This window comes from Desulfonatronospira thiodismutans ASO3-1, assembly GCF_000174435.1.
Lineage (GTDB): Bacteria > Desulfobacterota > Desulfovibrionia > Desulfovibrionales > Desulfonatronovibrionaceae > Desulfonatronospira > Desulfonatronospira thiodismutans.
Window position 1 is genome coordinate 740292 of record NZ_ACJN02000003.1, and the last position, 23337, is coordinate 763628.

The 23337-nt window shown below is 53.6% G+C and carries 20 protein-coding genes; 13 read left to right on the plus strand and 7 right to left on the minus strand.

Features of this window, described 5'->3' with window-relative positions; genetic code table 11:
* Positions 1-6 precede the first annotated feature (6 nt).
* From carB to DTHIO_RS15320, 8 genes are all read left to right on the plus strand, one after another.
* Positions 7-3246, plus strand: a complete 3240-nt coding sequence (gene carB / locus DTHIO_RS15285) for a carbamoyl-phosphate synthase large subunit (RefSeq protein WP_008871161.1) — start codon at positions 7-9, stop codon at positions 3244-3246.
* 66 nt (positions 3247-3312) lie between these two features.
* Positions 3313-4698 (plus strand): amidophosphoribosyltransferase, encoded by a 1386-nt coding sequence (gene purF / locus DTHIO_RS15290; RefSeq protein WP_040419113.1) that lies wholly within the window; start codon positions 3313-3315, stop codon positions 4696-4698.
* Positions 4699-4943: 245 nt separating this feature from the next.
* Entirely contained in the window at positions 4944-5927 is a 984-nt protein-coding gene (locus DTHIO_RS15295) for a KpsF/GutQ family sugar-phosphate isomerase (protein ID WP_008871163.1), read from the plus strand.
* Positions 5924-6442 (plus strand): YkgJ family cysteine cluster protein, encoded by a 519-nt coding sequence (locus DTHIO_RS15300; RefSeq protein ID WP_008871164.1) that lies wholly within the window; start codon positions 5924-5926, stop codon positions 6440-6442. Before DTHIO_RS15295 ends, DTHIO_RS15300 begins: the two co-directional genes overlap by 4 nt.
* A 127-nt stretch (positions 6443-6569) precedes the next feature.
* Positions 6570-8954 (plus strand): penicillin-binding protein 1A, encoded by a 2385-nt coding sequence (locus DTHIO_RS15305; RefSeq protein WP_008871165.1) that lies wholly within the window; start codon positions 6570-6572, stop codon positions 8952-8954.
* 1 nt (position 8955) lies between these two features.
* On the plus strand, positions 8956-9945 hold the full coding sequence (locus tag DTHIO_RS15310) for a nucleoside recognition protein (RefSeq protein WP_008871166.1): 990 nt from the start codon (positions 8956-8958) through the stop codon (positions 9943-9945).
* The gene (locus tag DTHIO_RS15315; protein ID WP_008871167.1) at positions 9942-10142 is read left to right on the plus strand and encodes a Trm112 family protein; all 201 of its coding nucleotides are present in this window, start codon (positions 9942-9944) and stop codon (positions 10140-10142) included. The genes DTHIO_RS15310 and DTHIO_RS15315 overlap by 4 nt, the downstream gene beginning before the upstream one ends.
* A 3-nt stretch (positions 10143-10145) precedes the next feature.
* A complete protein-coding gene (locus DTHIO_RS15320; protein WP_008871168.1) occupies positions 10146-10970 on the plus strand; it encodes a TatD family hydrolase in 825 nt (274 codons plus the stop codon).
* A 363-nt stretch (positions 10971-11333) separates the two neighbouring features.
* Here the strand turns inward: DTHIO_RS15320 and DTHIO_RS15325 are convergent, their stop codons facing one another.
* The 6 genes from DTHIO_RS15325 to rsmG all read right to left on the minus strand — a co-directional run bounded on the left by DTHIO_RS15325 (position 11334) and on the right by rsmG (position 15638).
* Positions 11334-12089 carry a cyclic nucleotide-binding domain-containing protein gene (locus tag DTHIO_RS15325; RefSeq protein WP_008871169.1) on the minus strand — a complete coding sequence of 252 codons (756 nt, stop codon included), beginning with the start codon at positions 12087-12089 and terminating at the stop codon, positions 11334-11336.
* Positions 12089-12553, minus strand: coding sequence for a hypothetical protein (locus tag DTHIO_RS15330; protein ID WP_008871170.1), 465 nt, complete (start codon positions 12551-12553; stop codon positions 12089-12091). Before DTHIO_RS15330 ends, DTHIO_RS15325 begins: the two co-directional genes overlap by 1 nt.
* Entirely contained in the window at positions 12537-12794 is a 258-nt protein-coding gene (locus DTHIO_RS15335; RefSeq protein ID WP_008871171.1) for a DUF4911 domain-containing protein, read from the minus strand. Before DTHIO_RS15335 ends, DTHIO_RS15330 begins: the two co-directional genes overlap by 17 nt.
* Positions 12791-13855, minus strand: a complete 1065-nt coding sequence (locus DTHIO_RS15340) for a M24 family metallopeptidase (protein WP_008871172.1) — start codon at positions 13853-13855, stop codon at positions 12791-12793. Before DTHIO_RS15340 ends, DTHIO_RS15335 begins: the two co-directional genes overlap by 4 nt.
* 94 nt (positions 13856-13949) lie before the next feature.
* Positions 13950-14861: a GTPase Era gene (era, locus tag DTHIO_RS15345; RefSeq protein ID WP_008871173.1), complete on the minus strand. Its 912-nt coding sequence runs from the start codon at positions 14859-14861 to the stop codon at positions 13950-13952.
* A 138-nt stretch (positions 14862-14999) separates the two neighbouring features.
* Positions 15000-15638 carry a 16S rRNA (guanine(527)-N(7))-methyltransferase RsmG gene (gene rsmG, locus DTHIO_RS15350; protein WP_008871174.1) on the minus strand — a complete coding sequence of 213 codons (639 nt, stop codon included), beginning with the start codon at positions 15636-15638 and terminating at the stop codon, positions 15000-15002.
* A gap of 81 nt (positions 15639-15719) precedes the next feature.
* On the opposite strand from rsmG, the gene DTHIO_RS15355 reads away from it, so the two are divergent.
* From DTHIO_RS15355 to DTHIO_RS15375, 5 genes are all read left to right on the plus strand, one after another.
* A complete protein-coding gene (locus DTHIO_RS15355) occupies positions 15720-16655 on the plus strand; it encodes an ACP S-malonyltransferase (protein WP_008871175.1) in 936 nt (311 codons plus the stop codon).
* 28 nt (positions 16656-16683) lie between these two features.
* A complete protein-coding gene (gene argS, locus DTHIO_RS15360) occupies positions 16684-18339 on the plus strand; it encodes an arginine--tRNA ligase (protein WP_008871176.1) in 1656 nt (551 codons plus the stop codon).
* 2 nt (positions 18340-18341) lie between these two features.
* Positions 18342-18992: an SPOR domain-containing protein gene (locus DTHIO_RS15365; protein WP_008871177.1), complete on the plus strand. Its 651-nt coding sequence runs from the start codon at positions 18342-18344 to the stop codon at positions 18990-18992.
* Positions 18993-19001: 9 nt separating this feature from the next.
* On the plus strand, positions 19002-20264 hold the full coding sequence (locus tag DTHIO_RS15370; protein ID WP_008871178.1) for a radical SAM family protein: 1263 nt from the start codon (positions 19002-19004) through the stop codon (positions 20262-20264).
* 165 nt (positions 20265-20429) lie between these two features.
* Positions 20430-21653, plus strand: coding sequence for an ATP-binding protein (locus DTHIO_RS15375; protein WP_008871179.1), 1224 nt, complete (start codon positions 20430-20432; stop codon positions 21651-21653).
* 125 nt (positions 21654-21778) lie between these two features.
* Here DTHIO_RS15375 and DTHIO_RS15380 read toward each other — a convergent pair whose 3' ends face one another.
* Entirely contained in the window at positions 21779-23173 is a 1395-nt protein-coding gene (locus tag DTHIO_RS15380; protein ID WP_008871180.1) for a sigma-54 interaction domain-containing protein, read from the minus strand.
* Positions 23174-23337 lie beyond the last annotated feature (164 nt).

A 23337-nucleotide genomic window follows, 5' to 3' on the forward strand; every position in this document is an offset into this window, starting at 1 on the left:
TCACCCATGCCCAAAAGAACCGACATCAAAAAAATCATGCTCATTGGTTCCGGACCCATCATCATCGGACAGGCCTGCGAGTTCGACTACTCCGGGACACAGGCCCTCAAGGCCCTCAAGGAAGAAGGCTACCAGGTGGTCCTGGTCAACTCCAATCCGGCCACTATCATGACCGACCCGGATCTGGCCGACCAGACCTATATCGAACCCATAGAACCCGATACAGTGGCCCGCATCATCGCCAGGGAAAAACCCGATGCCCTTTTACCCACCCTGGGAGGACAGACCGGGCTTAATACTGCAGTGGCCCTGTCCGAAAACGGAGTACTGGAAAAATACGGCGTAGAACTCATCGGGGCTTCCCTGCCGGTCATCCAGAAAGCTGAAAGCAGGGAGCAGTTCCGCAGGGCCATGGAAAACATAGGCCTCAAAGTCCCCAAAAGCGGCATAGCCCGCAACATGGACGAGGCCAGGCAGTGGACCAGTACCATTGCCTTTCCCATCATCATCCGCCCTGCCTATACCCTGGGTGGAACCGGGGGCGGCATCGCCTACAACCTGGAGGACCTGGAGGAAAAGGCTGCCTACGGCCTGTCCTGCAGCATGACCCATGAGATCATGCTTGAAGAATCTGTCCTGGGCTGGAAAGAGTTCGAACTGGAGGTCATGCGGGACAAGAACGACAATTGCGTTATAATCTGTTCCATTGAAAACCTGGATCCCATGGGTGTGCATACCGGGGACTCCATTACCGTAGCCCCGTCCCAGACCCTCACCGACAGGGAATACCAGGTCATGCGCAACGCCTCCCTGGATATAATGCGCGAAATAGGCGTTGAAACCGGAGGGTCCAATGTCCAGTTCGCGGTGAATCCGGACGACGGAGACCTGGTGGTCATTGAAATGAACCCCAGGGTGTCCAGGTCTTCGGCCCTGGCCTCAAAGGCCACAGGCTTTCCCATTGCCAAGATTGCGGCCAAGCTGGCCGTGGGCTATACCCTGGACGAAATCCCCAACGACATCACCCGGGAAACCATGGCTTCCTTCGAGCCCACAATAGATTACTGCGTGGTCAAGATTCCCAGGTTCACCTTTGAAAAATTTCCCGGCAGCCAGGACATGCTCGGCACCTCCATGAAAAGCGTGGGAGAAACCATGGCCATAGGGCGCACCTGCAAGGAAGCCCTGCAAAAGGGCCTGCGCTCTCTGGAAACAGGCCATATAGGTCTGACCACTGACCTGCCCTCTGGAGAACCCGACCTGGAAGGCATCCGCTCCAGACTGCGTTTTCCCCATTCCCTGCGCCTTTTTGCCCTTTACGAGGCTTTCATGGCCGACATGGATATCCAGGAACTTTATGATCTTACCAGCATAGACCCATGGTTTCTGCGACAGATCCAGGAACTGGTGCAGATGGAGAAAAAACTGCGCAATTTCAGCCTGGAACAAAGTCTTTCCCTGGACAACCCGTACCTCAAGCCCGTATTGACTGAGGCCAAGACACTGGGTTTCGGCGACAGGCACCTGGCCCGGCTCTGGAAGAAAGATGAGATTTTCGTTCGCACCCTGCGCTGCGAACTGGGCATTGAGCCCACCTACTACCTGGTGGACACCTGTGCCGGCGAATTCGAGGCTTACACCCCATACTTTTATTCCACCTACGAAAAGGGACGTGAGGTATTTCCCAAAAATACCCGCAAGATCATGATCCTGGGCGGAGGACCCAACCGAATAGGCCAGGGTATAGAGTTCGACTACTGCTGCGTGCATGCGGCTTATTCCCTCAAAGAAATGGGGCTTGGCTCCATCATGGTCAACTCCAACCCGGAAACCGTGAGTACAGACTACGACACTTCGGATTTCCTGTATTTCGAGCCTTTGACCTTTGAAGATGTCATGAACATCATCGAATTTGAAAAACCTGAAGGTGTCATAGTTCAGTTCGGCGGGCAGACTCCTTTGAACCTGGCTGTACCTCTGCTGCAGGCGGGGGTCCCCATAATTGGAACCTCCCCGGACAGCATAGACCGGGCCGAGGATCGTGAACGCTTTCAGGCCCTCATAGCCAAGCTTGGACTCATGCAGCCGGCCAACGGCACCGCCAGATCCATAGAAGAGGCCCGGATCATTGCCGCGGACATAGGCTATCCGGTTGTGGTCCGGCCTTCATATGTACTGGGTGGACGGGCCATGGAAATAGTCTACGACGAAGAACATCTCATCACCTACTTCAAGAATCATGTCGTGGTGGCCCCGGAACACCCCATTCTCCTGGACAAGTTCCTGGAAGGAGCCATCGAGGTGGACGTGGACGCCCTGAGCGACGGACAGGACACGTATGTGGCCGGCATAATGGAGCATATTGAAGAGGCTGGAGTACATTCCGGAGACTCTGCCTGCGTTATACCGCCGCACACCATAGAACAGGATCTCCTGCGGGAAATCGAGGCCGAAACCATCAGCCTGGCCCGGGAACTGAGCGTGGTGGGTCTTATAAACATCCAGTTCGCCATCAAGGAAGGCCGGGTGTACATCCTGGAGGTCAACCCCAGGGCATCCCGGACCGTGCCCTTTGTCAGCAAGGCCACCAGCGTGCCCCTGGCCAAACTGGCCACCAGAGTCATGCTCGGGGAAAAACTCAAGGATCTGGATCCCTGGTCCATGCGCAAACAGGGTTATTATTCCGTCAAGGAAGCCGTGCTTCCCTTTGGACGCTACCCCGGGGTGGACGTACTCCTTGGGCCTGAAATGCGTTCCACCGGAGAGGTAATGGGGATCGACAAAGGTATGGGACTGGCCTTTATGAAGGGCCAGATGGGTGCCGGGCAGATGCTACCGGAAAAGGGATGCGTCTGCATCTCAGTCACAGAAAGGGACAAAAAGGATTGCATGGAACCGGCACGGATTTTTCATGAAATGGGTTTCAGCATAAAGGCCACCCGGGGAACCGCCGCGTTTTTGCAGGACAACGGCATCCCGGCCCAGGTGGTAAACAAGGTCTACGAAGGACGTCCCAACATAATAGATCATATCAAAAACAAGGAAATCGATCTGCTCATCAACACTTCTTCCGGCAAAAAGACCAAGCACGACTCCTCTTCCTTGAGACAGGCCGCGGTTTTGTACCGTATCCCGTACACCACCACCATGGCTGCAGCCAGGGCCATGGCCTCGGCCATCAAGGAACGTGCCGGTGAGGGCCTGCAGGTTCAGAGCATGCAGGAATACTACCGCAATGCCGGATAAGTACAAAAACAGTCTGATACAGGCGGGTTGTCCTTGATGGCAGCCCTGCCTCACGGCAAAAAAGTCATGAAAAAGGAATACTGCGGATTATTCGGCATCCATGATCATCCCGAGGCGGCCAGGATGACCTACTTCGGACTTTACGCCCTGCAGCACCGGGGCCAGGAAAGCGCCGGCATCGTCACCTGGGACGGCAGCAGAATCCGGGAACAGAAAGGCATGGGGCTGGTCGGGGATATTTTCAGTGAAAAGCACCTGGGGCACCAGCTCAAGGGAACCATAGCCTCGGGACACCTGCGCTACTCCACCACCGGGGCCTCCCTTCTGCGCAATGCCCAGCCATTCCTGGTAAGGTTCAAGGATATATCCATAGCCATCTCCCACAACGGCAACCTGGTGAATACCACTGAAATCCGCCAGGAGCTGGAACAGCAGGGTTCCATTTTTCAGACCACCATGGACAGTGAGATTATAGTTCACCTGCTCTCCAGGAACATGAACGGCAACTCCCTGGAAGACGCCCTGAAGAAGGCCCTGCAGAAAGTAAAAGGGGCCTACACCCTGCTCATCATGGCCAATGACAAGCTGATCGCCGTTCGCGACCCCAATGGATTCAGGCCCATGTCCATAGGACGTCTGGGCGACTCCTATGTATTCGCCTCGGAAACCTGCGCCTTTGATCTCCTGGAAGCCGAATACCTGCGATGTGTCCAGCCCGGGGAAATGGTGGTGGTGGAAAACGGCCGTCTGGAGAGCACTCAGTTTGCAGAAGTAAGTGAACCTTCTCCCTGTGTTTTTGAGCTCATCTACTTTGCCCGTCCTGATTCCATTGTTTTCGACGACGAGGTCTACCATGCCCGCAAGGAAATGGGCCGGGCCCTGGCCAGGGAAGCCCCTGTGGAGGCGGATTACGTAATGCCCTTCCCTGACTCCGGGGTTTACGCAGCTGTAGGTTATGCCCGGGAATCAGGGATTCCCTTTGAGATGGCCATGATCCGCAATCACTACGTGGGCCGGACTTTCATCCAGCCCTCCCAGGATATGCGCGATTTCGGCGTCCGGGTAAAGCTCAATCCCGCCCGGAGCATGATCCGGGACAAAAAAATCCTTATCGTGGAGGACTCCATAGTCCGGGGTACAACCATCCGCACCCGGGTGAAAAAACTGCGCGAACTGGGGGCCAAAGAGATACACATGCGGGTGAGCTGTCCGCCTATAAAGCACCCCTGCTACTACGGCATAGACTTTTCCTCCAAGGGAGAACTTATAGCCGCCAATCAAAGCGTGGAAGACATCGCCGAGTTCATAGGACTGGACTCGCTGCATTACCTGAGCGTTGACGGTCTTCTGGCTTCTCTTAACAGCAATAGATCATTCTGCCTGGCCTGCTTCAATGGAACTTACCCGGTACCCCCTTCTCCCAACTGCGACAAACTATGCCTGGAGTGGTAGGAGGCCTCTGTTCAGCGCTTTAAATGCGGCACGTAGAATATTCCCCTGCTTTACTGTGACAATGCTTTTGTCGGGGTCGGAATCGGTATCGAAAATACTGGGGAACTTCCCTAATGACCTGGCCTTTGGATTTTGATTCCCATACCGACCCCGACACCGATTAACAGAGTAAGAGCAAAGAGAAAGCATGCTGAATAAATACCAGAAACGTTCAAATTCTGAATGTAAAACCACCTGCAATACCTATGTCTGAGAACAACGACTGGCTGAAAAAGGCCCGCGAGGTCCTGGATATAGAACTGGAAGCCATCCGCGCGGTGCGCGACGACCTGGACGAAGCCTTTTCTTCTGCCATGGAGGAAATGTCCGCCTGCTCCGGGCGTATAGTGCTTACCGGAGTGGGCAAATCCGGGCTCATCGGCCGCAAAATGGCCGCTACCTTCAGCAGCACCGGAAGCCCGGCCTTTTTTCTGCATCCAGTGGAAGGTGCCCACGGGGATATGGGTATGCTCAGAAGTGAAGATCTGGTGGTAGCCATCTCCAACAGCGGGGAAACCGAAGAGGTAAACTCCATCCTGCAGAGCATCAGTTCCCTGGGAATAAGGATTGTGGCCCTGACCGCCGATACCGGATCCACCATGGCCCGCCTGGCGGACGTGGTCGTCAGGGTCAAGGTTCCAAGGGAGGCCTGCTCTCTGGGTCTTGCCCCCACCAGCAGCACCACAGCAGTTCTGGCGGTGGGCGATGCCATGGCCATAGCTCTGATGCAGAGCAAGCACTTCGGCAAAAAGGATTTTCAGAGATACCATCCCGGGGGATTTCTGGGGCAAAGGCTCAGGCAGGGCATTCACAGGCTTATGCACACCAGCGCCCTGCCCCTGGCCCGGGAAGATGAAAGCCTGGAAAACGCCCTGGAAGTAATGAACCAGGGAGGTTTCGGAGTGGTCTTTATCACTTCCGGAGATAACAGGCTGGCCGGAGTTATAACCGACGGCGATGTGCGCCGCATGGTCTGCGGCAATAACTGGCGGTTGAGCGACCCGGCAGGGCTGCACATGATTTCTTCTCCTGTTCATGCAAATCCCGGCCAGTCAGCAGCCTCTGTTCTGGACGTCATGGAGGAAAAAGCCATAACCGTTCTGCCCATCGTGGACCATGAAAACCGCATCAAAGGCCTGGTGCACCTGCATGACCTGCTGGGCAAGGGCAAACTCAAGTTCTCCTCATGAGCACGCAGGAATACGTATGCCTCAGGTGCAGTCGGGTTTTTCCCACCTGTTGCCGCCTGAGCCCCGGCCTGGAAGAGCTGTGCTTTCCTTTGTCCACCCAGGAAAAAGAAGGCATCCAGAATCATCTGCAGCATTCAGACTTTTTCGTTGAGCAGCCGAATACAGCAGACTTCATCGCCTCAGTGAGCAGACTTCTGCCGGATCACCAACACAAAACCAGATCAATTTTTGCCCTTGATACTTGTCATTTGCGTCTGAAAACGTTATCAGATGGTAAATGTATACTGCTCCAGGACGATGGCTGCCTTTTGCCCCGGGAGTTGCGGCCCTTTTACTGCCGTCTTTTTCCCTTCTGGTTTTTGCGGGGCAAGCTTGTATTCATGACAAACAGCAAGTGCCTGGCCCAGCATGAATCCAGTGAAGTGAAAAATCTGCTCAAGCTTTTCAGGGCGGAAGTATCAGCCCTGCAGAAAGATTTTAATTCCATGCTCCGGAACCTGGGGCTTATTGACTGATATTTCAACTTTACACTCTGGTTTATCCTGAATCCGTGAAGTATACTTTTTTCGACATATATCCTTGCAGGCTTCATGTTCAACTATTAACTGATAACTTTTAACCCTCCAGTTTATTATTAACAAAATGAAATACCTGAAAATATTCTCCGTATTACTTCTGGTGCTGATCCTTGCAGCAACTGCCGTGGGCATCGGACTCTACAAGTGGGCGGCACAGGATCTGCCCGATTACAGAACCATTTCCGACTATGACCCGCCATTGGTGACCAAGGTCTTCACCCGGGACGGTGATGTCCTGGGGCAGTTTTACCGTGAAAAGCGCTACCTGGTTTCCCTGGATGAGATTGCCCCGGTGGCGGTCAAGGCCTTCCTGGCCTCAGAAGACGCCCGGTTCTACGAACACGAGGGAGTATCCATGCTGGGCGTGGCCAGGGCCGCAATCCAGAATTTCAAGGCCGGGGAAATAGTCCAGGGTGGCAGCACCATCACCCAGCAGGTGATAAAGTCTTTGCTTCTAACCCCGGAGCGCAGCTACACCCGCAAACTCAAGGAAGCCATTTTGGCTTACAGGCTGGAAAACCACCTGACCAAGGATGAAATCCTGACCATTTACATGAATCAGATCTTCCTGGGCTCCAGGGCTTATGGCATAGAAGCCGCATCCAGGGAGTACTTCGGCAAGCACGCAGGCGAACTGAACCTGGCTGAAGCCTCGCTTCTGGCGGCCCTGCCCAAGGCCCCGTCCAGGCTCAACCCCTACCGCAATCCTGAGGGCGCCAGGCACCGGCAGATGTATGTACTTTCACGCATGCTGAACCTGGGCTGGATAGATGAACAGGAGTACCAGGAAGCCGTGTCCCAGCCTCTGGAACTGAAACGCATGCCGGATCCATCCTGGCAAAAAGGGCCCTACTACCTGGAAGAAGTCCGCCGCCGACTGATCCACATGTTTGGCGAGGAAAAGGTCTATGAGGGCGGGCTGGTGGTGCAGACCCCCACCAGCTTAAAGCACCTCGATGCCGCCCAGAAATCCCTGCGCCAGGGCCTGGAAGACTCCACCAAAAGAAGAGGCTGGAGAGGCCCCCTGGACAATATCGAGCCGGAAATGCAGCAGGGTTTTTTGATGCAGCAGGTTCTGGATCCTGAAGAACTGGAAAAAGGTCAGTGGACTCAAGTCCTGGTAACCGACGTTGAGGCCTCTGGAGCTGATGTACGCTTTGGAGACTTCCATGGCCGCATAGATGTATCCACCATGGAATGGGGCAGAACACCCGATCCCTCAAGAGCTCCGGAAGAGGTACGGGCAATAAGGGACGCCACCCGGATTCTTGAACCGGGGGACATTGTCTGGGCCTCTTTACAGCACAAGCCCGAACCGGATGAACTGATGGATGAAAGCCGCATGGAACCCATTGTATTTGAGATGGCCCTGGAACAGGAGCCCGAGGTACAGGGAGCCATCTATTCATTGGATCCGCGCACCGGAGATGTCATGGCCCTGGCCGGAGGATATGATTTTCACCAGAGCCATTTCAACCGGGCCACCCAGGCCAGAAGGCAGACCGGTTCGGCTTTCAAGCCCATAGTTTACTCCGCAGCCCTGGACAATGGCTATACACCGGCCTCCATTGTCCTGGATGCCCCTTTTGTCTACGATGACCACGAGACCCTGACCAGCTGGAGACCGCGCAATTTCGAAGGCGTATTCCACGGGCCGACCCTCATAAGAGATGCCCTGGTCAAATCCAGAAACCTGGTCACCATAAGAGTGGCCCAGAACCTGGGCATTGATGAACTCATACACAGAGCCCGCAGCCTGGGCATCCAGGAGGAGTTTCCCAGGGATCTGTCCATAAGCCTCGGCTCAGTGCCGGTCACCTTAGAGGATATGTGTCAGGCTTTCAGCGCCTTTGCCCGTGACGGGTCTTACGTGGTTCCCAGGCTGATCACTTCTGTCTCGGACTCCTGGGGCCAGCTCATTTATGAAAACGATACAGAGCCGGTTGAGGCCATCAGCCACGAGAACTCCTACATCATCACCAGCCTGCTGCAGGAAGTGGTTGCAGACGGCACCGGATGGAGGGCCAGGGCCCTGGGCAGGCCCGTGGCCGGCAAAACCGGAACCACAAACCAGCAGAAAGACGCCTGGTACCTGGGATATTCGCCTTATCTTCTCACCGGAGTATACGTTGGATTTGACCAGCCCCGGCCCATGGGGCGTTTTGAGACCGGTGCCAGGGCGGCATCTCCCATCTGGGTAGACTACCGAAAAGAGGTAGAAGAAGAGTACCCTGTCCAGGATTTCCAGCGTCCTCCGGGAATAGTCACGGCCAGGATAGACGCTGAATCCGGACTCCTGGCTCCTTCGGGCATGGACAACACCTATTTCCTGCCTTTCAAGGCTGGAACCGAGCCCACCCGCAAAAGCGCCAGGGCTGAATCCGACCGGGAGGAAGGCTCCGGAAGCAGTGGAGCCACAGAAGAAGACCTGTTAAAACAGATGTATTAATGTGAAAAACCTGTCCGCAGGTATCCTCTCCTCCTTTGCCGGGATCATCAGGGAGGCAACCGTCCTTTTTCTAAGGCTGTTGAAAATAATGGTCCCTGTAATCATCCTGGTAAAGATAATTACCGAACTGGATCTCTTACCCTATCTGGCAGATCTGCTGGAACCGGTCATGCACCTCATGGGCCTGCCGGGCAGTATGGGCCTGGTCTGGGCCACGGCCATTCTCAACAATGTCTACAGCGCCATGATAGTCTTTGTCTCCCTTCCAGGGAGCTTTGAATTGAGCGTGGCCCAGGTGACTATTTTATCCACTGCCGTCTTAATGGCCCACGCCCTGCCCATTGAGCTGCGCATCGCCCAGAAATGTGGTGCCAGGCTGATTTTCCAGGCCCTGTTCAGAATTATCTGCGCCATCATCCTGGGCATTATTTTAAATTTTGTTTATGAGTGGGGTGGCTGGCTGCAGGGACAAAACACCGTAGTCTGGCGTCCAGATCCGCAGCCAGAGGGGCTTATGGGATGGTTTGCGGCCCAGCTGCGCAATCTTGGGGTCATCTACCTGATAATAATGGCCCTTGTAGCTGTAATCCGTTTCCTGGATTACATACAGGTCACCAGAATACTTATCTGGATGCTAAACCCCCTTTTCAGACTGCTTGGAATCGGCAGGGAAGCAGCATCCATCACCATAGTAGGCCTGACCATGGGCCTGGCCTACGGCGGGGCCCTCATCATCAGGGAAGTGCGCACCAGGCGGATTCCGCAAAGGGATGTATTCTTCTCCCTGACCCTCATGGGCATAGCCCACAGCCTCATTGAAGACACCCTGCTCATGCTGTTGCTGGGTGCCGATCTTTCAGGCATTCTCCTGGCCAGGTTGGTTTTCTCCCTGGTGTGTGTCTTTTTGCTGTACAAGATCTGGGCGTATCTGCCCTCCAAATATGTTCACCGCTATCTGCATCCCCTGGATGCTTCGGAGGTAAAAACATGAGTCTGAACAAAGAAATTCTGCAGATTCTGGCCTGTCCCAAATGCAAGTCAGACCTGACTCTCACAGGCCAGGAGGAGGGCCTTAAATGCTCTGAGTGCGCTCTGGTCTATCCCATCAGGGAGGAAATACCAGTCATGTTAATTGACGAAGCCATACCAGTGCAGGACTGGGAAAATGGCGTACGCGCACAGGACTGATGCATGGGCAAAAATAAGAACAGGCCCCTTCCCCAGGAAATGGCCCTGCCCCCCGGTGGCGCAGACAGCCACGCGCATCTGGACTTTAAAACCCTGGCCGGCAACCTGGACCAGGTCCTGGACAGGGCAAAAAAGTGCGGGATAACTACTCTGGGTCAGGTATTTCTTGGACCCGATGCCTACCTGAAGGGAAGGGAACTCTTCTCATCGCAGCCCGGTATTTTTTACATCCTGGGAGTACATCCCCACGAGGCCTCCACACTGGACACAGAAACATCCGGACGTCTTTACTCCCTTGCCCGTGATGATAAGCGTATAAAGGCCGTGGGCGAGACCGGCCTGGACTTTTTCTACAATAAGAGCAGTCCGCAGGAGCAGAGGCAGGCCTTCAGGACCCAGCTGGAGCTGGCCAGGGATCTGGATCTTCCCGCAGTCATCCATTCCAGGGACGCTGCGGAAGAGACCCTTGAGATACTTAAACAAATGGGGTTCAGAGACAGGAAGGTGCTGTGGCACTGTTTCGGCCAGGACCTGGAAACCGCCCGGCAGATCCTGGATCACGGATGGTTCATTTCCATACCCGGCAGCATCACTTTCGCAAAAAACACCCGGCTAAGAGAGATTGTAAGAGAAATCCCCGTGGACAGGCTAATGCTGGAAACCGATTGCCCCTTTATCGCACCTGAGCCCTACCGGGGCAAGCAGAACGAGCCAGCCCTGATGGTGTTTACGGCCCTGGAAGCGGCCCGGTCAAAGGATATGGATGCCGGGGAACTGTGGATGACATGCGGGGATAATTGCCGTAGTTTTTTCGGGGTCAAAAGTTAAACCCAATGTAAAGTTCACCAGGGTCCGGGGGCTTTGCAAACAGGACGTAAAAACTCACTCCAAGGAAGCGTAAATCAAAACCTATACACGAGTTTTTAAACCAGAATAACTTCTATAACATGCTTTGAATCAAATTCGGTGTTGAACGGTTTTGATTAACGCTTCCTACGTTGTTCAGACAGTTTACGCCCTGTTTGCAAAGCCCCCGGACCCTGGATTGCAGCGGTGCGCTTAGATTGACCAGTTTTATCAGATGATGAATCTTAAAACCCAATTTAAATGACAGAACGACACCCCTTCTTCACATGGCAGGATAACAAACACAGCAGGCAACAGGCGGGAAAACAGGAATTGCTCCTGTTCTCAACTGTCCTGGGAGTCGCAGGCCAGCTCTCTGGAAGTACTGGCCAGGCGCTGGGCCAGATTGCTTATAATGCGCGCCGACATGCCCGGATAGTCTGCAATCATCTGGTTCAGCCGGTCACCGGGGTATACCTCAAGGACGGATTCGCCTACGGATCTCACTCCGGCGGTCCTGGCCTCTCCCAGGATGGCGGCCATCTCCCCGAAAAAATCCCCCGGCTCTCTTAAAAGAGCCAGCACTTTATCCTGCTTGACCACCTCCAGGCCCTGGTCGGAAGACACTATGCGGTATATCGCATCATCCCGGTCGCCTTCCCGGATCACCCACTCCCCCGGGGCACAGGACTTGATGCCCCCGGGAAAATAATAATCCTGATTTTCCTTGAATGCAGCATCCATACGCAGCCAGAGCTCTTCAATCTCCCTTATATGCGTATCCAGCACCCGGCGCAGGAGACGCGGTCCGGACATGGCCTGGTCCAGAAATTCCTGGTAGCCATGTCTGGCCACCCTTGCCTCTCCCCTGGTGCGGGCGGTGTAAAGATAACCCTTGTCCGGCCTGAAAAGGGTTTCCGTTCCCAGGACAGTACCGGAACCAAGCTGCATAACCTTTTGTTCACCGCGCAAAAGATCGGCCTGTCCCGAAAGAAGCACATAAAAGCAGTCTGCAGCTTCCCCCTGGACAAAGATATCCGTATCCCCGCCCAGGTTTAGAACACTGGGCTTTTGTGTATTGAAAAATTCCCCGTCCCGCATCACTTAAAGCTTATTTCCTTGATTTCGTCCGCCCTGAAGGAAATACTGCCCCAGTCAGTCTTTCCTTGAAAGGTAGTCTGGGGCTGAATATAAAAATCCATCTCTTCCTGGTTGACCATGGTCACCCTGGCCAGAACCCTGTCATCCTGAACATAGAAACGGGCACTTTCAATCTTGCCGAAATCCACTTCGGCCTCGGCGGAGCCGGTACGGGCCGGAAGATAAGTGGAACCCTGGACAAAAATGCCCTGCACTTCATGGCTTTTGTCGGAACGATCTTTAATCTCAGCCCTGAAAAACCGGTCCTTTTCTGCAGCAGGCCCGAAAGTGCCGCTGGTACCCCCCATACCGAGACAGAAAAAGGCCAGCATGAACAAGGTAAGCATGGCCCGGCCTGCATTTTTTCCACCGGCCCAGTGTCTGGAGCCTGCAGTAAACCTGTTGTGCTCAAAAATTCTTTTCATTTTTCAATGCACCTCTGTAGACTACTTTCAAATTGATCTCCCGGCCGGCAGCAGCCAGAAAATTATCCAGGTCATCCTCCGAGCCAGGGGCGTATACCAGTTGCACTACCGCCCTGTATTTGTCCACAACGCTCATATAAGCCAGATTGTCCATGGACTCAAGCAAAAACTTGAAAAGGGCTATGTCTTTGCGCTCAAGCTCCACGTACACCCGTCTGGAAAAAAGAGGTGTAAAGCTCAAAGGATCTCCACCCCGCTTCTGGTAACCAGGACCATGTATTCCCAGCGAACTCCACCCCAGCCTGCATAATAAAGTCCCGGCTCCACTGTGACCACCATGCCGGGTATAAACTCCCCTTTTGCATTGGGGCCGAGGCTTGGGGCCTCATGGGTCTCCAGACCGATGCCATGCCCCAGAGAATGGGTGAAATGCCTGTCCACTCCGTGTTCAGCAAAAAAAGAGCTTACTATCTGGTAGGCCTCGCTGATGGACCTGCCCGGAGCCATCCACTCTATCACCAGGTCCTGGGCCTTGCGCACCAGGTCCCTGGTCTGCCTGAAAAAAACATCCTCTTTGGAACCTATCCAGAATGTACGGGACTGGTCCGAACAGTAGTCCTGATACCTGCCCCCCATATCCACCAGCAGGGGCATTCCATCCCTTAGCTCCCTGTCGCCGGGAGAGGCGTGCGGCAGAGCGGAGCGCTCGCCTGCGGCCACTATGGTGGAAAAGCTCATTTCGCTGGCACCTTCCTCCTTGAACATTTTTTCCGCTTCCCAGGCAATGTCCTTTTCCCGCAGACCGGGACGAAGTATCTGCTCCAGACGGGTAAAGACCTTGTGATTGAGGGCGCAGGACTTTTTAACCAGATCCAGCTCACGTTTATCCTTGACAAAGCGCAGGTCCTCCACCAGCCCTTTGAGCGGCACCATCTCAAATTCCTGACTGATTGCTGCATAAAACTCGTAATTCATCCACTGCGGTTCAAAGCCCAGTCTGTATATGCCCGTCTTGTTCAGATAGCTCTTTATCTGCTTGTACTTGTCCCTGGTGTAAACAAATATGTCCTCTTCAGGAAAATAAGCCTTGCCCTCTTCCAGGTATCTGGGATCTGTGAGCAGGTAGTCCTTTTCCCGGGTAACCAGAAGACACCCTGCACTTTCATTACACTGGGGATCATGCAGTTCAAAACCGCTTAGATAGTAGCGGTTGGCCGGGCTGGTGATAAGATGTGCATGGACATCCTTTTCCGCCAGGTTCTTTTTCAGTTTTTTCCTGCGCACAGCGCGGGTTTCTTGCATAGTATCTCCATTTCATAAGGAATAAATCAACAATAAGCCGCCTCCCTGACCTCCAGAAGTCAGATGTCAGAGGCCAGAGGTCAGAAGTCTCATCCTATATCCCAAGGGATCTGAGAAACCCCGGGTTTTCGTCCCATCCAGGCCTGACCTTTACATGTGTTTCCAGGTACACCCTTTTCCCGCTCAAAGCTTCTGCTTCCAGCCTGGCCTGCATGCCCACCTTTTTGAGCACCTCTCCACCCCTGCCGATGACCATTGACTTGTGGGCGTCCCGCAGGACATAGATTACGGCACTGATATGCAGAAGGTCTTCCTGTTCTTTCCAGTATTCTATTTCCACGGCCAGACCGTAAGGCACTTCCTGGCGCATAGCCAGAAACAGCTTCTCCCGGATTATTTCCGCCACCATAAACCGCATGGGCAGGGTGGACAGCTGGTCCTCCGGGTACAGGGCCGGACCGGGGTGCATATGCTCCAGGATCCTTTCCAGGAGTATCTCTGTTCCCTCCCCGGTGGATGCAGATACCGGCAGGATCTCCCTTTCCGGAAACATTCGGCTCAGCTCCTGCCATACCGGCAAAACTTTCTTTTTGTCCCTTACCTTGTCTATCTTATTGGACACTACAACCACCCCGGAGAGCCCTGAGACTCTTTTTTTGAAGGGCTGAAAGTCCTTTTTCAGAAAATGGGGTTTTCTTACGTAAAGCTCTGTATCCACCACCAGCAGAACTACATCTGCGGAATTAAGCCCTTCCATGGCAGAGCGGTTCAAAAGCTCGCCCAGTTTGCCCCTGGCCTTGTTTACCCCCGGTGTATCCATAAATACCACCTGGTACCTGTCAGTACTCAAGATCCCGCTGATGCGGTTCCTGGTGGTCTGGGCCTTTGGAGTGACAATGGCCACCTTCTCCCCCACCAGAGTGTTCATCAGGGTGGATTTTCCGGCATTGGGCGGCCCCACCAGGGCAGCAGTTCCGAAAAGATGTGTGTCCTTGTTTTCCGTCATTTCACATTGCCTGTGTTTCCCTGTTTGTAACTAATCATGTGACTATTCAGAATGCCTTGTGTCTACTTCTTATTCTGGCAAATGTCGCACGGGGGCTGTCTACTCCTACCAAATCTGCCTTTGTTTAGTCGGGATTCTCTACCCTCCGTCATCCATCTTCTGCAAGGCCCAGAAAAAGCGCCTTTTGCCCTGGACCTGGTAACAAAACTGCTCCTTTAGAACAAAACCCTGCAGATCCTTGCCCTCGGCCTCCTGACTGCTCAGCACAATCAGACTTCCCCTGACATCGAGCATGGAGACTGTCAGTGCAAGAAGCTTTTTCCAGGGCATAAAGGCCCGGCTTACAATCAGGTCTGCAGGCAGAATATCCCGGGGCAGATCCTCGACCCTGCCATTAATCACGTATGTATTTTGGATACCCATGGCAGAAATGGCCTGGCGCATAAAAGCGCATCTTTTAAACCGGCTTTCCACGAGGTAGTAGCTGCCCTTATCCCAGAGCAGACGCAGGGGGAGCCCCGGCAGTCCAGCCCCGGCCCCCAGGTCCAGGCTGCGGATATCTTCCTGATGCGCTATCCGCGATAAAAAACCTGAAAGGTACAAACTGTCCACCACCAGGCTGTGCAGGATCTCCCTCCAGTGGGACGGCCCAACCAGGTTTACACTCCTGTTCCATTTTTCCAGGGTGCTCAGATATGCCTGTAGACCCTGCACCTGCTGCGGGTTCAATTCAAAACCCAGGGCTGCTGTTTCCTCTCTTAACTCCTCAAGCTGCATGCAAAAAACCCGTGTTTAACCCCTCGACTTTTAAACCCAAAAAAGTAAGTGTTGAGGTTTGCTGAATTTTGGAGGTCAAAAATGTCAAAGCAGCTTACTGGGGTGCTCTTCCCCGGTCAAGGCTCCCAGGAGGCCAACATGGGCCGGGACCTGGCCGAAAGCGACACCGCCGCCATGGAAATATGGAAAATGGCCGAACAGGCTTGTGGCCATCCCCTGCGCGAAATTTTCTGGGATCAGGGCTGCGGGGAGATGGACGCAACCCGCTATGTACAGCCGGCTCTTACCGCAGTCAACCTGACCCTGTGGATGCGCCTTGAATCGAGGCTGGATGTTTCCTGCAGCGCCGGACACAGCCTGGGCGAATTTTGTGCTCTTTGCGCCGCACAGGTACTGGAACCACGGTCAGTTCTGGAACTCACCTCTCTCAGGGGCAGGCTCATGGACGAGGCCGACCCCCATTCCCGGGGAGGCATGGCAGCCATACTAAAGTTGAAAAAGGACCAGGTGGAAGATATGGTCAGCCGGGTGGCCACTGATACAGACAAGGAGATTCTGGTGGCCAATTACAATACACCCACCCAGACTGTGGTTTCCGGGGACAAAGAGGCCCTGCAGCGCCTGGAAAGCCTGGTTCAGGAAGCAAAGGGCCGGCTTTTTCACCTGCCAGTAAGCGGGGCGTTTCACAGCCCCATGATGCAGGAGGCTGCCGAAGAACTTTCAGACGTCATGCGCAAGCTGGACTGGAAAACGCCGGCCTTTCCAGTATTTTTCAATGCCACAGCCGATATGGAACAGGACCCGGAAAAAATCAGGAGGATTATGTCCACCCAGATGACTTCCCCGGTATACTTTGCCCAGCTTATAGAAAACATGCATGAACATGGCGCAAAACAGTTCGTGGAACTGGGACCCAAGGGCGTCCTGACCAGAATGATCCCCCAGATCCTGGGCCGTGATGCAGGTATTGAGGCCAGAAACCTGTCCTGTCTCAAAGACATTGAGCCTGAGAACTAAAAGATTGAGAACCAAAAGAAGAAAATAGATGTTTGCCAGAGAATATGTCGAAAAACACCTGCGGGAAGTGGTCCATGAGCTGGGCCTGAAGTGGCCGGACAAGGCCTCTATAGAAACTCCCCGGGAAAAGAGTTTCGGAGACTTGGCCTGCAACCTGGCCATGCTCCTGGCCGGACAGGCCGGGGAAAAACCCAGGGACCTGGCTGCAAGGTTCAAAGACATGATGCTGGGCCGGGCTGAAAAGCTGCAAAGTATAGAAATCGCCGGGCCAGGTTTTTTGAACTTCACTTTCAAGCCCTCGTTCTGGCAGTCAATCATCCCCGTCATCCAGAAGGAACAGGAAGGATTCGGATCTTCTGATCTGGGACGCAAACACAAAATACAGGTTGAGTACGTCTCAGCCAATCCCACAGGACCTCTGCATATCGGGCACGGTCGCGGCGCGGCCCTGGGGGATTCCCTGGCCAGGATCCTGCGCTTTGCAGGTTTTGAAGCAAGCACTGAATATTACCTCAATGATGCCGGCAGGCAGATGTATGTCCTGGGGGATTCGGTTCTAATCAGGTACGAGCAGCTCTGCGGGCTGGAGGCGGAGCTTTCCCCTGATCATTATCAGGGCGAATACCTGCAGGATGACGCCCGGGCACTTTATCAAGAACACGGCCGGGACCTTTTAAAGCAGGACCGGGAAAGCGCCATTGCCCTGTGCCGGGAAAAGGCTGTCCAGAGCATTCTGGCCGGCATCAAAGAAGACCTGGAGCATTTCGGTGTCGAGCATCAGGTATGGTTTTCAGAACAGGGTCTGTTTGACCGGGGCGAGGTCCAGAAGACCCTGGAGTGGCTGCAGGAAAAAGATATGGCCTACATCCATGACGGGGCCCTGTGGTTCAGGTCCACCTCCTTCGGGGACGACAAGGACCGGGTACTGCAAAAATCCGACGGGGCTCTGACTTATTTTGCTTCGGACATTGCTTATCACCACAACAAGTTCAACCGCGGCTTTGAAACAGTTGTAGATATATGGGGGGCCGATCATCACGGCTACGCACCCAGGATGCAGGCTGCTGTCCAGGCCCTGGGCAGGCCCGCCGGGAGCCTGCGGGTCATCCTGGTTCAGCTGGTCAATCTTTTGCGGGCCGGTCAGCAGGTGAGCATGTCCACCCGCTCCGGAGAGTTCGTCACCCTGCGCCAGGTCATGGAAGAAGTGGGTGTGGACGCCTGCAGGTTTATATTCCTTAGCCGCAAAAGTGACAGTCACCTGGATTTTGACCTTGAAGAGGTCAAGAAAAAGAGCATGGACAACCCGGTCTTTTATGTCCAGTACGCCCATGCCAGGATATGCTCGGTCTTTGCAAAGGCCGCTGAAAGAGGGATAGACACAGGCCCTGAGCCTCAAAGCCTTTTGCACCTTCTGGAATCCCAGGAAGACCTGGATCTTCTGAAACAGCTGGAAATGTTTCCGGATATGGTCCAGGCTGCGGCCAGAAACTTAAGCCCGCACCACATCAGTTTCTACCTGCGCGAACTGGCCGGACTGCTGCATCGCTACTACACAGTACATTCAGTGCTAAACGCTGATAGCCGGGAACTCATCCACGCACGCATGCTGCTATTACAGGCCACGGCCAGGGTACTTTCCAACGGGCTGAAGCTCCTGGGAGTCCATGCCCCGGAAAAGATGTAACAATGGCTGCCAGAAACACCAAGAACAAAAAAAAGCAGGAGTCCAGGCTGAGCCTGCAGCTGACCCCGGGCAGGACGCTTACTCTGGGCGGATTTGCCCTGCTGGCCATTGTCTGGGCTTTTATCCTGGGTGTTTTCGTAGGGCGCGGCTACAATCCCGAAGACGTAATGCCGGATATCTCCAGGATCATGCCCCAGGAAGAGAAAAAACAGGAAGAGGCCAGGATTCTACGTCCTGAAGAACTGGAGTTTCACGAACGCCTGCGCTCAGAGCCTGCCAGAGATCCATCCCCGCAGGAACAGCCGGCTGCCCCTGTGACTGAATCCCCTCAGGAACAGCCCCTGGAAACCGCTGCCCTGCCGCCTGAACCGGAACCGGCACCGGAACCAGAAACAGAGGCAGAAGCCGAGTCTTTCGTATACACCTTTCAGGTGGGCTCCTTTCAGAGTATGGAACGTGCCGGGGGCCTGCAGCAGCGCCTTTATCAGGAAGGGTTTTCCGCCTCCATCAACAGAACCTTTTCAGGAGAAGAACCCTGGTACAGGGTCATTATCGAGGTGGAAACCACCCCCTCGAACATTGACAGCTTCAAACAGAAGCTCGGCGAACAGGGCATTGACCAGCCCCTGCTGCGAAATAAAAGGCCGTCCTGAGATCAAGCCATGCCCTCATCAAAAACTCCACACCTGATCTACGCTGATGCCAGGGGACAGATATACGATGAACCGGGGCTTCTAATGCTTGTACGCCGGGGCAGAGAGCTAGCACTGCCACGCCCCGACGAGATGATGCCCCTGCCGGAGTCAAGCGATCTTTTTTTGCTTCCCGGCAGAAAGGCCCTGGGCCTGGACCCGGAAACCGGGAACGTGGAGGTCATGGAAGGGCTGGCCCTGGCCGGATTCGCCAGTCCCGGGCACACCCTTTGTGCCACGGCCGCTTATGCAAAGGAAGACAGTGCTCCCAGGCTGCCTCTTTACGCTTACGGTGCGGTGGGATATTTCCGGGACAGATTCTGGATATCCGCCATGCAGGTGGACAAGGACCAGAGGCAGAACTTCTGCGACATCCCCCAGGACAAAATCACCCGCGGGGCAAGGGAATTGCTTCGCAAATACCCGGAAAACAGGCTCATCAGCCACCTGGCCGGATGTGCCCTGAACTACTGCTGCCCAGCCGCCAGGAATCTGGCCCTGGGACGCTTTGAAGCCCCGCTGCCCACAGCCCGTGAGTGCAACGCCGCCTGCATTGGATGCATTTCATATCAGCCAGACGATTCCGGCATGCAGGCCACACAGGCCCGCATTGACTTCACTCCATCTCCCGGGGAGATAAAAGAAGTCATGCTGGAACACTGCAGAAAGGAAAAGCGACCCATCCTGTCCTTCGGCCAGGGCTGCGAAGGCGAGCCCCTGACCCGGGCCAGAACAATTATCCAGGCTTTGCAGAAGGCCAGACAGGAAATTCCGGCTGCAACCATAAACATCAATACCAACGCTTCCCTGCCGGAATTTATCCCCCCTCTGGCCCGGGCCGGTATGGATTCCATGCGGGTCAGCCTCAACAGCGCAGAACCGGAATTCTACCATATGTACTACCGCCCCAGGGGATACGGGTTTGAAGACGTAATCCGGAGCATATCCCTGGCCAGGGAGCACAATATGTTCATCTCCCTTAACCTTCTTTTTTTTCCAGGGGTTACAGATACAGAGGACCAGATGGAGAGAATCGCCGGTCTCGTCCAGGACCACAGAATAGATTTCATCCAGATGCGCAACATGAACCTGGATCCGGATATATATCTGGAACTGGCCGGGGACAGGGCCCTTGGACCGGGGATGGGACTTAAAAACTTCATGACCAGGCTGAAAAAAGAATGCCCCTGGATTGATTTCGGTTATTTCAACCCCTGCCTGAATCAGGATTAAGGCACCCATCGCCACCCGGACTGGTACGCAGTCACTTTCATACTTCCTGCCTCCCTGTACCTGGGAAAGGGCTGTCTCAATTTTTCGCCATAACGTAAACTTTTCGAGAAAAACATTGCAGTTTACGCTATGACCAGATATTGTCATTCTTACGAGGTGATGAGAATGATTAAACGAGAAACCTACATAAACAGGGTCAGGCCCTTTATCAACAAGGACATGGTAAAGGTCTTCACCGGTATTCGCCGTTCAGGCAAGTCAACCCTGTTGAAACTTGTTCAGCAGGAATTAATCGCTGACGGAGTTTCGGAAAATCAAATCATTATGATCAATTTCGAGAGCATGGCGTATGCTAATCGGGATTTCATGAGTATCTATCAGGAACTCAGGCATCTTAGCGGGAACCACGGCGAAAAGGCTTATATATTTCTCGATGAAATCCAGGAACTGGCCGGCTGGGAAAAAATGGTCAACTCTTTGAGAGTCGATCTGTATTGTGATCTCTACATTACAGGGTCGAACTCAAAACTGCTGTCCGGAGAGCTGGCCACATATCTTGCCGGCAGATATATCGAGGTTGCAGTCTATCCCTTTTCTTTCCAGGAAATAATGAAAATAAAGAAAGAAAAACAGACGGAACTGCCTGTGGAAGAAGCATTTAATCTCTACCTGAGGTTTGGAGGCATGCCCTTTCTTTATGAAAACAACCTTGATGCAACCGCTGCACTTGACTATCTCAAGGATATCTACAACTCCATCATGTTGAAAGATATTATCGGCAGGCATGCCATTCGTGATGTTGAGCTTTTTGAGCGAATCCTCTCCTATCTTCTCGCCAATGTTGCAAACCCGTTTTCAGGCTCAAATATCATGAAATATCTAAAAAACGAAAAAAGAGCGATCTCCCTGGAGACATTGTACAATTACATATCTTATTCCCAGGAAGCATGCCTTCTTTACCTGACACCGCGCGAAAACGTACAGGGCAAAAGGATATTGAAATTCCAGGAAAAAATCTTCCTGGCCGACCACGGTCTCCGTGAAGCCATCTACGGAAACAACCAGAGAGATATCAACCAGATTCTGGAAAACATTGTTTTTCTTGAGCTTCTAAGAAGAGGATACACCGTGCGTATCGGGAAGTCCGATGCAAAAGAGATAAACTTTATCGCGGAAAAAATGTCGCAAAGGATATATATCCAGGTTGCATACCTGATTCCTGATCAGAATGTCGCAGAACGGGAATTTTCAGCACTCCTGGGGATCAAGGACAATTACCCTAAAATGGTATTGAGTCTTGATAAGTTCGATTTAAGCCGGAAAGGTATCGTCCACAAAAACCTTATCAACTTTCTGCTGGAACAGGATTGGCGCATAAATACGTACTGAATGGTTACGATATTATGGTGAGTTATTACCCAGGAAAGATCAACTCTAAGAGTTGGTAACCCCCAATCCCCCAATCCCCGAATCCCCCAATTCCTCAATCCCCGAATCCCCCAATCCCCGAATTCTTAATAAACAACATCGCGCTGCAGATCTATGCCGTACTTGCGCATGCGGTTCAGGACCGTAACTCTATTTATCCCCAGCAGCCTGGCCGCCTGGGACTTGTTTCCGCTGCTTTGCTTCAGAGCCTCAATGAGTTCCTGTTTCTGGCGCTGTTGCAGATTTTCTGCAGGCGCAGGGGGCAGGTCTACGGCCTGGAAATCGTTGCCACCGTCCTTTAAATATTCCGGAAGATTTTCCGAGCGTATCCTGTCACCCTCTGCCAGAACATAGCTGTACTCCAGGGCGCTTTTCAGCTCCCGGACATTGCCCGGCCAGGAATACTGCATAAATATGCGCATTGCCTCAGGACTCAGCCCCTGGATATTTTTCTTGTTTTTTCTGGAAAGCCTCTTGATGAAGAAATCCACCAGGTGCGGCACATCTTCTTTCCTTTCCCGCAAAGGAGGAAGGTGTATAGGGATGACGTTTATGCGGTAAAACAGGTCCTCCCGGAAACCTCCCCTGGCTATGAGGTCCGGCAGGTTTTTGTTGGTGGCGGTTATAAAGCGCAGGTCCACGGAAATGGTCCGGTTGTCCCCCACCCGCTCAAAGGTCTTGGTTTCCAGTACGCGCAGCAGCTTGACCTGCATGGCCATGGGCAGATCTCCTATTTCGTCCAGGAAGATATCACCTTTGTGAGCTGCTTCGAAACGCCCCTTGCGGTGCTGCAGGGCACCGGTGAAGGCCCCCTTGACATGCCCGAAAAGCTCGCTTTCCAGCAGGGACTCGTTGAGAGCGGCGCAGTTGACCTGAATATATGGCTGCTCCGCCCTGGGGCTAAGATTGTGTATGGCCTGGGCCACCAGTTCCTTGCCGGTACCCGACTCACCGCAGATAAAAACAGGAAAATCGCTCTGGGCCGCCTTTTCCACAAGCTCGAACAGGTTTTTCATTTGCCTGGAATGCCCTACAATACCCTGAAAGCTGGACTCCTCATCCAGGGTCCTGGTAAGCTGGCGCAATTGCCGGTCCAGCCTGTCCATTTCCGAAATATCAGTCACGATTTCCACTGCTCCCATGGTCTGTCCCTGGTCGTCGGAAAGAACAGCTGCAGTCTTGAGAACCGTGATATAAGAGCCGTCTTTGCGCATGAGGTGACATTTTCGCTTGACCTGCTCCTTGCGCTCGAAAAGCCTGCACCAGGCACCGCTGGAGGCCTGTCTGAGCAGTTTGCAGGCATCGCACTTGAAAATGGAACAGGGCTGGCCCAGAAGCTCCTCCTTGGAGTATCCGGTAATGTTCTCCAGGGCATGGTTGACCATCTGGATGGTGCCGTCCTCAGCCACCACCAGAAGCCCTTCCTGCATTATTTCCACTATATCCTTGCAATAAATATTGACACGTTGATTCTTCAGCATATTATAACTCCTTCCCCGGCAAAAAGATCATACTGGTTATCAATCAACTGTACAGACAGGGCGGCAAAGAATCGGCACCCGAACCGCTCAGATCCTGTCAGGGGGCTTCGGTGGTCCATGAAGGCGTCCACGTCAGACGTCTGATAATGGCGATACTGCCGTCA